Annotated in this window: 11 protein-coding genes and 1 pseudogene; 7 read left to right on the top strand and 5 right to left on the bottom strand. The window is 52.8% G+C overall.

Going from position 1 to position 8162, the window contains the following annotated elements:
* Positions 1-137: 137 nt before the first annotated feature.
* From ACNKH6_RS04425 to ACNKH6_RS04415, 3 genes are all read left to right on the top strand, one after another.
* Positions 138-362 (top strand): AbrB/MazE/SpoVT family DNA-binding domain-containing protein, encoded by a 225-nt coding sequence (locus ACNKH6_RS04425; protein WP_417914335.1) that lies wholly within the window; start codon positions 138-140, stop codon positions 360-362.
* Entirely contained in the window at positions 359-712 is a 354-nt protein-coding gene (locus tag ACNKH6_RS04420) for a type II toxin-antitoxin system VapC family toxin (RefSeq protein WP_417914334.1), read from the top strand. Before ACNKH6_RS04425 ends, ACNKH6_RS04420 begins: the two co-directional genes overlap by 4 nt.
* A 1319-nt stretch (positions 713-2031) precedes the next feature.
* Positions 2032-2925: an alpha/beta fold hydrolase gene (locus tag ACNKH6_RS04415; protein ID WP_417914333.1), complete on the top strand. Its 894-nt coding sequence runs from the start codon at positions 2032-2034 to the stop codon at positions 2923-2925.
* 9 nt (positions 2926-2934) lie between these two features.
* On the opposite strand, the gene lptC is transcribed toward ACNKH6_RS04415, so the two are convergent.
* The 4 genes from lptC to ACNKH6_RS04395 all read right to left on the bottom strand — a co-directional run bounded on the left by lptC (position 2935) and on the right by ACNKH6_RS04395 (position 5467).
* Complete coding sequence (gene lptC, locus ACNKH6_RS04410) at positions 2935-3501, bottom strand: LPS export ABC transporter periplasmic protein LptC (RefSeq protein ID WP_417914332.1); 567 nt, start codon at positions 3499-3501, stop codon at positions 2935-2937.
* Positions 3498-4142 carry a KdsC family phosphatase gene (locus ACNKH6_RS04405; RefSeq protein WP_417914331.1) on the bottom strand — a complete coding sequence of 215 codons (645 nt, stop codon included), beginning with the start codon at positions 4140-4142 and terminating at the stop codon, positions 3498-3500. Before ACNKH6_RS04405 ends, lptC begins: the two co-directional genes overlap by 4 nt.
* Positions 4129-4983 (bottom strand): 3-deoxy-8-phosphooctulonate synthase, encoded by an 855-nt coding sequence (gene kdsA, locus ACNKH6_RS04400; RefSeq protein WP_417914330.1) that lies wholly within the window; start codon positions 4981-4983, stop codon positions 4129-4131. The genes ACNKH6_RS04405 and kdsA overlap by 14 nt, the downstream gene beginning before the upstream one ends.
* Before the next feature lie 115 nt (positions 4984-5098).
* Positions 5099-5467, bottom strand: coding sequence for a cupin domain-containing protein (locus ACNKH6_RS04395; RefSeq protein ID WP_417914329.1), 369 nt, complete (start codon positions 5465-5467; stop codon positions 5099-5101).
* Between the two features lie 92 nt (positions 5468-5559).
* Here ACNKH6_RS04395 and ACNKH6_RS04390 point away from each other — a divergent pair, with 92 nt between their 5' ends.
* Positions 5560-7050 (top strand): two-component system sensor histidine kinase NtrB, encoded by a 1491-nt coding sequence (locus ACNKH6_RS04390; protein WP_417914328.1) that lies wholly within the window; start codon positions 5560-5562, stop codon positions 7048-7050.
* A gap of 29 nt (positions 7051-7079) precedes the next feature.
* On the opposite strand, the pseudogene ACNKH6_RS04385 reads toward ACNKH6_RS04390, so the two are convergent.
* A pseudogene (locus ACNKH6_RS04385) lies at positions 7080-7262 on the bottom strand (IS1 family transposase); the annotation flags it as partial.
* Positions 7263-7326: 64 nt separating this feature from the next.
* Here ACNKH6_RS04385 and ACNKH6_RS04380 point away from each other — a divergent pair.
* From ACNKH6_RS04380 to ACNKH6_RS04370, 3 genes are read left to right on the top strand one after another with little or no spacing between them, the layout of a single operon-like run.
* The gene (locus ACNKH6_RS04380) at positions 7327-7659 is read left to right on the top strand and encodes a transposase-like zinc-binding domain-containing protein (protein ID WP_417914327.1); all 333 of its coding nucleotides are present in this window, start codon (positions 7327-7329) and stop codon (positions 7657-7659) included.
* Positions 7616-7936, top strand: coding sequence for an IS1 family transposase (locus ACNKH6_RS04375; RefSeq protein WP_417914337.1), 321 nt, complete (start codon positions 7616-7618; stop codon positions 7934-7936). Before ACNKH6_RS04380 ends, ACNKH6_RS04375 begins: the two co-directional genes overlap by 44 nt.
* Entirely contained in the window at positions 7881-8024 is a 144-nt protein-coding gene (locus ACNKH6_RS04370) for an IS1 family transposase (RefSeq protein ID WP_417914336.1), read from the top strand. The genes ACNKH6_RS04375 and ACNKH6_RS04370 overlap by 56 nt, the downstream gene beginning before the upstream one ends.
* Positions 8025-8162: the final 138 nt, after the last annotated feature.

The following is an 8162-nucleotide window of genomic DNA, read 5'->3' as shown; positions in this document are numbered from 1 at the left end:
GCTGTAATTTCAAGTTCCATGTCTTCCTCTGTGTGCGGTTATATTCGTGCTGGACAGCAGAAATATAACACATGCGGGGAAGCATGGATTTTTCAAGATTTATAGGTCACAACTTGGGTTAAAGAAAAGGTAAAATCATGCTTCAGGCAAAACTTTCCAGCAAATTTCAGCTATCCATTCCCAAGGCCATGCGTCATGCCCTTGACCTCAAGGCAGGGCAGGAATTCACCCTGCTTGCTCGGGGCCGCATCATTGAGCTGATTCCGCAGCGGTCAATCAAAGAGGCGAGGGGAATGCTCTCCGGCTGTGAATGCGCGGATTCATCCGAATACAGAGCCAGGACGGAGCGCAGCCCGGAATGATGCTGATAGACACGTGCGGCTGGATTGAGTGGCTGACAGACGGGCCGCTCTGCCCTCAGTTTGAGCCGTATTTCACCCGGATTGAATCGGTCATCGTGCCGACTTCAATTCAGTATGAGCTGTACAAATGGACAGCCCGGCGGTGCAATTTGCAAACAGCTCTGGAAGTCGCCGCTGTGACCGAGCAGGGCAGTGTTGCGCCTCTGTCAACGGCAATTGCTCTTTCTGCCGCCGACTTCTCCGCAGAACATTCCCTTTCTTTCGCAGATTCCATCATCTATGCCACAGCCCGGTTTCATAATGCCCTGCTGATCACTTCGGCGCGCATTTTGAAGGACTGCCGGGAGTGAGGCTTTTCAGGAAGCAGCAAGGCTGAACGCCCTGTCTTGCCGCCCCTGATGAGTCACTGAAACGATGCCCAACAGATTTGCAGAAAGCGGGTATTTTGAAAAAATAAATTTTTCTTCTGACTGAATTTTTGTTTAGTTTCTTATTGTTACTTCACATTTAGTGGCTCTCCCCTTCGCACCATATAAGTCAAATATACAGGGCTTTGATATTTCTTAAAAATATCAAAGCCCTGTTTTTATTTGCAGCGGCTTTGTACAAACTCATGGTACAAAATGGCCGCATCCTACCTTGTCAAAAAGGCTGATACGTATTACTTTCGTCATAGTCTTCCTGAATCCACCCGGCAGCATCACGACAAGAGATGGTAATAGTCAATCATGAGTGATCAATGAAACAAAATACGCTCATTATGATTATGAATAAATCTCCAGACAGATGCAGTTAAGTTCTCCATGCTTCTTGAGAACGACAATATTTTCCTGACTAATGCCGACAATCTTTGCCTGTCAGCCGGAAACACTTTTGCGTAAGATGCCCAGCCGTCCGTAAAAAATATTCCGTTCTTTTTGCAGTCTTCAGAAAGGGAGTCCCACAGGGAGGCAGCTCCGGCATCATCTCTTTTTCCAACATGACATCATGTTATAAGACCTGTTCTCCTTGCTTCCGGCAAACGTCCACATTTTGTCGGCATCTATGAATATTTTCCCTTCTCTTGACATCTGAAAAGTCTGCCTTTTGACTTTATCTCGTTTTTTTAACATAGTCATGAAGCCATCTTTTTGAAATTGAGACTGCTCTTGCAATTCCTGCCATGTATATTTTTTCAAGAAGAAGCCTGTCAGCTATCAGCCATTCCGCATCAGCAATTCTTCTTCTTTCTGGATTTTCAAAAAATTGACGCGAGCGCTTCTTGCATAAAAATTTCTTCTTTCCATTTGCTATGGAACCGTTTTTGACTGGCGATAAGCATACAGCCAAGGGTCGAATTTTTATTATTTCACAATAAATTCAGTACGTTTTCAGGATTGTTCCGCTTTATCACTCACAGATCACCATCACCTCCTCCCGCAGGGGCGGTTCGCGAACCGCCCCTGCATTTGCCGCCTGTTTGTTCTCACCTGATGAAGAAGGTGATTGATCTTTTCTCAGCAAGTTCATAAAGTAGGATGCGGCGACCGCACCCTGCCTGACTGCAAATCCCGGCCAACCGCATCGGCCAGCTTAACATCACTCAGAAAGTGATGTAAGGCGGTGTATTTCATGTTCCGGGCCAAGCTCTGAAAACTGCTTTCACTTTTGTAGAAATAACATGGCAATAATGCGCAGTGACCGAAACAAACCGTCTTCTTTGACCGAATATCCCTTTGCTCCAGAAACTTTTATCACTGCCGCAGGGCACCGTCTGTCCTATGTTGACGAAGGCAAAGGCCCGGCAGTGGTCATGGCGCACGGCAATCCTTCGTGGTCGTACCTCTACCGCAACCTGATCACCGCGCTCTGGACGGAGCACCGCTGCATTGCGCCCGATCATCTGGGCTGCGGCCTATCGGACAAGCCGCAGGACTGGCCCTACCGCTTGCGCGGCCATATCGACAATTTCACCGCCCTGCTGGATCAGCTCCGCATTGAACGCTGCGTTCTTGTTGTCCATGATTGGGGCGGGGCGATTGGCATGGGCTGGGCCGGACAGCACCCGGAGCGCGTCGCCGGTCTGGTGGTGCTCAACACCGCCGCCTTTCCTTCCAAGCATCTGGCGTGGCGCATCGCTGTCTGCCGCTGGCCGTTCCTTGGCGCATTGCTGGTGCGCGGCCTGAATGGCTTTGCCTGGCCTGCGACCTTCATGGCCGTGCAAAAAACCATGCGGCCTGAGATCAAAGCCGCCTTTCTGCATCCGTATGACTCGTGGGCGAACCGGATTGCCGTCCACCGCTTTGTCCAAGATATCCCCATGCGCCCCAGTCATCCCTCATGGGACACGCTGGCTGAAGTCGAAGCCTCGCTGGAGCGGCTGCGGCACAAGCCGATGCTGATCTGCTGGGGCGGGCAGGATTTTTGTTTTAACAATCACTTTTACGGGGAATGGCGGCGGCGTTTCCCGCAGGCGGAAAGCTGCTATTTCCCTGCTGCCGGGCATTATGTGCTGGAGGATGCGCTGCCGGAGGTGCTGAAGGTGCTGCCAGGCTTTGTCAAAAAATGCCACGGGCTGAAATAGTGGCGGCGGTCACATCACCACATGCACCCGTCTGCCGAAATCATAGGCCTTATTGGAAACATCGTATTCCATCTGCCCGCCGCGCAGTTTGAATGTCGGGCCGTTGATGGTCACATCACCCGGACTGACTAATTGTTTGCCAGCATCATAATAATGCAGCAGGCTGCTGCGCAGTTCTTCATGCTGCACTGGCTTGACCAGCACCACATCATCGCGCAGGATGAGGTGCTTTTCGTCCAACTGATAGCTGCCTGAACGGCTGGTCACGGTGATGGGATCATCACCTGCTTTGCTGTACACGGCATGAACTGTGCTCATGTCAATCTCCCGGTCGCTTGCGCCGGTGCGGGCCTGCGCCGCCCGCACCGTCCATGTCTGCTGGCCTTTGCTGGTGAAGGTCAGCACCACATTTTCCATGACAAAGTCCTGCCGCTCCTGCGTGAAAAGCTGCTCCGCCGCCGCGTCGTAGCCGCCACGCGGGGCAAGAAACTCTGCCGCTGCGCCTTTCCACAGCGGGCTGCTGACGAGCAGACCAAGCGGGATGAGCCAGAGCAAGTTGCGGAAACTGCCGCTCATCGTCCGCCTCCGAGATGCCGGGCAAAAATGCCTGCCAGCAGACCTTTCGCCTCCAGAATCAGCTCGCAGACCTCGCGCACCGCGCCGTGGCCGCCGCGTTGCTCGGTGACATAATCCGCCCGCTGCCGCAGTTCCGGCACAGCATTGGCCGGAGCAAAGGCGCAGCCGACCTTGACCAGCACCGGCAAATCCAGCCAGTCGTCGCCCATATAGGCGGTCTGCTCCGGTTTCAGGCCGGTCTGGACGAGCAGTTCAGCATAAGCGGCGGCCTTGTTCGAGCAGCCAGCGGCGATGTGCTGAATCTTCAGATCACGCGCCCGGCGGCTCACGGCTTCAGAATTTCGTGCTGTGATCAGGCCGACGCTGATGCCCGCCTCTTGGAGGATGCGCAGGCCGAAGCCGTCTTGAGTGTTGAAGCCTTTGACCTCGCCTGCCTCCGGGAGGTAATACACGGTGCCGTCAGTCAGCACGCCGTCCACATCCAGCAGCAACAGCTCAATTTTTTTCGCCTTGCACAACACCGCGTTCCACGCCGCGCTGCGCACAACCGGCTTTTCCCGCTCCGCCGCCCGCTCACGCAGAGCTTGGGTCAGAGCGCAGTCTGAATAGCCTTCACCAGTGCCGCAGTTATCCTTGCTCATTCCCGAATTTGTTCACTGTTTTGCGAATTTCCAGAAGCTGACGGAGCAGCGGCTCGACCTTGTCCAAAGGGATGCTGTTCGCGCCGTCGCAAAGGGCTTTGTCCGGGTCAGGATGCACCTCCATAAACAGGCCGTCCACTCCGGCAGCCATCGCCGCACGGGTCAAGGTGGGGATGAACTTGCGCTGGCCGCCAGAGCTGCCGCCCATGCCGCCCGGCAATTGGACAGAATGGGTCGCGTCAAAAATCACTGGGCAGCCGAAAGAGCGCATCACCGGCAGGGAACGCATATCCACCACCAGATTGTTGTAGCCGAAGCAGGAGCCGCGCTCCGTGAGGAGAATGCGCTCGCTGCCAGCAGCCCGCACTTTTTCCACCGCATGTTTCATATCCCACGGCGAAAGAAACTGTCCTTTTTTAATATTCACCACCCGCCCTGATTTAGCCGCCGCCACCAAAAGATCAGTCTGGCGGCAGAGGAAGGCTGGGATTTGAATGACATCAAGACATTCCATCGCTATGTCAATCTGACTGGTCTCATGCACATCAGAAATCACCGGCACCCCGATTTCTTGGCGGATGCGGCAGAGCTGACGCAGACCCTTTTTCAGTCCCGGCCCTCTGAAGGCATTCAGCGAGGTGCGGTTGGCTTTGTCAAAGGAGGTCTTGAACACATAGGATATTTCAAGCCGCTGGCAGATGGCCTTCATCTCCCAAGCGATCTGCCAGCAAAGATCGCCGGACTCCAAGGCGCAGGGGCCAGCCAGCAGCAGCAGCGGCTGGCCGGGGCCGACCAACATGCCCTTGCCGCCAAGGGGAGAGCTTATTTCAACAGTTTTCATCAGATGTGCTGAGAGGTATGAGGATCAGGACGGAGCAGCTTCACGATGCAGCCATGAAAAAACACTATACAGCCTTTGCCCGGCGCAGGCAAGCGCGGGCCAGTTTGTCGTGCTGTCACAGCAGCTCAGTGTCCTCGTGCGAATAGGCCGGAGCGCAGCAGCAGAGCAGCACCAGATCACCGCTGCCGCTGTTTTTGATGCAGTGCGCTGTCCCTGCCGCAATGCAGATGGTGTCGCCCGGCCCGACCGCAAAGGTCGCATCAGCCAAGGTCATCAAGCCGCTGCCGGACAGAATGTGATACAGCTCCTCGCTGCGCAGATGGCGGTGGAGCCGAGTTGTGCCGCCGGGCTTGACGACCGCTTCGGCAAGGCTCTGCTTCTGGCAGCTGTTCTGCGGCTGCGGGCGCATCAGCTCCCGGATTTCCGAGCCGTCCAGGGTGATGTACGGCGCAACCGCATCTCTTCTGCTGTGGTCCCGGCACATTATCTCCCTCGCGGAAAACTTGCCGTTTTGCGGCAAAATACAGTACAATGCCCGGATAAACGCTCTTCCATTTTTGCTCTGCTCCTGCGGCGATGAAATTTCATTTATCTCATTTTACCAAGAAAAAAATCCAAGCAAGCGGCGAAGCTGACCAGCCAGAAGACCTCGGCGGCCAGCAGCCCTTCGCGTTGGTCAAGTATTTTTCCTTCACCTCGCTGACGGTGATTTTGCTCGCCTCGCTGACCTTGACGTGGAGTTTTTCGCAGAACACCCGCCAGACCATTCTGGAGCGGAGCGAAATCTATTCGCGCATGTTCGCCGAAAGCCTCAACCGGCAGGTTTTTTATCTTTTTATTTTACCGACCTTTGTCCGTTATGGCCGTATCGCCTTGTCTGATCCGGTGCAATTCGAGCAGCTTGATCTGATCATCACCGACATCACTCGCGGCATGAACATCAAGTCGGTGACCATCTTTGATTCCAAAGAAAATATCATTTCCTATTCCACCGAAGCGGCCTTGGTCGGCAAGCGCAACGCGGGTGGAATTGAGTACCAGAAAGCTCTGCACGGCGAAAGCTCAACCGTGCTGATGTCGAGCGGCTCCGTGCTCAACCTCCTCCTGCCCGGCAGCGCGGCGGTGTCCAGCCAGCTTCAGACCTACGTGCCGTTCCGCCGCGACCGGGGAGCGATGCCGGGAGAGATCATGGGGGTGGTGGCGGTGACGCAGGATTTGTCCGCAGACATGGAAGCCCTTTTCGCCCTTCAGCTCAAAATTATTTTGTTTTCGCTGACAGTGATGGGCATTTTGTTCGCTGTGCTCAGTGCGATAGTCATTCGGGCGGATCGGATCATGGAAGCGAGGGCGCAGGAACGGCGCGAGCTGGAAAAACAGCTGCATGAATCCAAACGGTTGGCTGCCTTGGGCAAAATGATCGCTTCGGTCTCGCACGAAATTAAAAATCCGCTCGGCATCGTCCGTTCAACAGCGGAGATCATCACTAAACGGATCAGCAAAGTCGCGCCGGGCAACGAGCATCTGGCTGCCATCATTGTGCAAGAAACCACCCGGCTGGATGGCATCGTTCGGGAATTTCTTGATTTTGCTCGCCCCAAAGACCTGAGCCTCGCGTCCAGCTCGCTGAACAGCTTAGTTGAACGGATGGCAGTGTTCATGGAGGCGGAATGTCAGAAGAAAAACATCCGCATGATGCTGGAGCTGGATCCGACGCTGCCCGACATCATGATGGACAGCGAGCAAATGTATCAGGTTGTGCTGAACATTGTCTTCAACGCGGTTCATGCCATGTCGGAGCAAGGCGGCGACCTCATCGTGCGCACCAAGCCCTTGCCGGAGGGCGGGGCGGTCATGGAGATTGCTGACACCGGCTGCGGCATGTCAGAAGAAAAGATAACCCATATTTTCACGCCGTTCTACACCGACAAAAACCGGGGCACCGGGCTTGGTCTGGCCATCACCAAAAACATTGTTGAGAAGCACGGCGGAACAATTGCAGTTGCCAGCACAGAGGGCGAAGGCTCAACTTTTGCAGTGCGCCTGCCAGGGGGTAATGGTGATTTATGAATGATGAGGCAGTGGCTCAAATCAGTTGATCAGGCACTTTCCAAGTACCGGCCGTGTTGAAAATAATAACGGTTGATGTGCATGCCGATCACATTGTCGTGTATCCTTTCGTCTTTTGAAAAACAGATCGTTTTTCTGTTCAGCCGCTTGAGATGCGTTCTGAAGAGATTCCTCCTCTCTATTCTCCAGGTATCCGCTTTCCCTGTTACATGTTTTTCGAGTGGTGGGCTGAATCCGTTAATTTTTTAATTTTTCTCGATATATTATTCAGTCATTATGAAACAGTATATCGAAATCAGCTGTCGGCATTGCGGAGCTGACGATCTAGTTAAAAACGGTCGCAGTGAAAACGGAACTCAGCGGTATCGCTGCAATAAGTGCGGAAAGAGCTTTCAGCATGAATACACATATAACGCATGGAAACTTGGGGTGAAGGAACAAACAGAGAAACAGACCCTGAACAGCTACGGAGTCAGAGATATAAGCAGAAATATTGATATTTCAAAAGACACTGTAATCTCTGAGCTGCGAAAAAAAAAGACCGGCGGAAGTGAATCCGCACTTCATGGCGCATCTGAGCAGTTTGTCATCCTGCGCGCTGGAAATTGAAATTTACGCAGATGCGAAAGCGGATGAATTTTGGATTTATGTCGGGAATAAAAAGAATCAGAGATGGACATGGCACGCCGTTGAAAGGAAAAGCGGCATAATACTGGCATGGCATAATGGCAGAAGAACGGATGAGAGATGTTGCCGCTTAATGGACAAACTTTCTGTTTTTCCTGTAATCTGTTTGCTATACAGACGACTAGCAGAGTTGCAGGAAATACATTCCATCAGAGAAACATGCTGTCGGAAAAGCAAATACTTGGAGAACAGAGCGTAGAAATCTCAATTTCAGGACTCATCTCAAGCGTCTGAACCGTAAACGGTCTGTTTCTCAAAAGATGAAAGAATACATGATAATGTCATAGGCATGTATATCAATAAGTAACCCAAGTTGTGACCTATAACATTGTTTTTTCAATACCGTAAGCCAAGATAAAAAGAAAAACCTTCAATTCAAAACCATGCGAGGTGACAGCATGAATATGTGCTGGAAATCTTTGTGT

Origin of the sequence: Candidatus Electronema sp. JM, from assembly GCF_048287415.1 — a bacterium.
Classification (GTDB): Bacteria; Desulfobacterota; Desulfobulbia; order Desulfobulbales; family Desulfobulbaceae; genus Electronema.
Note: the sequence above shows the minus strand (reverse complement) of the source record. Positions and strands in the feature narration are given on the sequence as shown.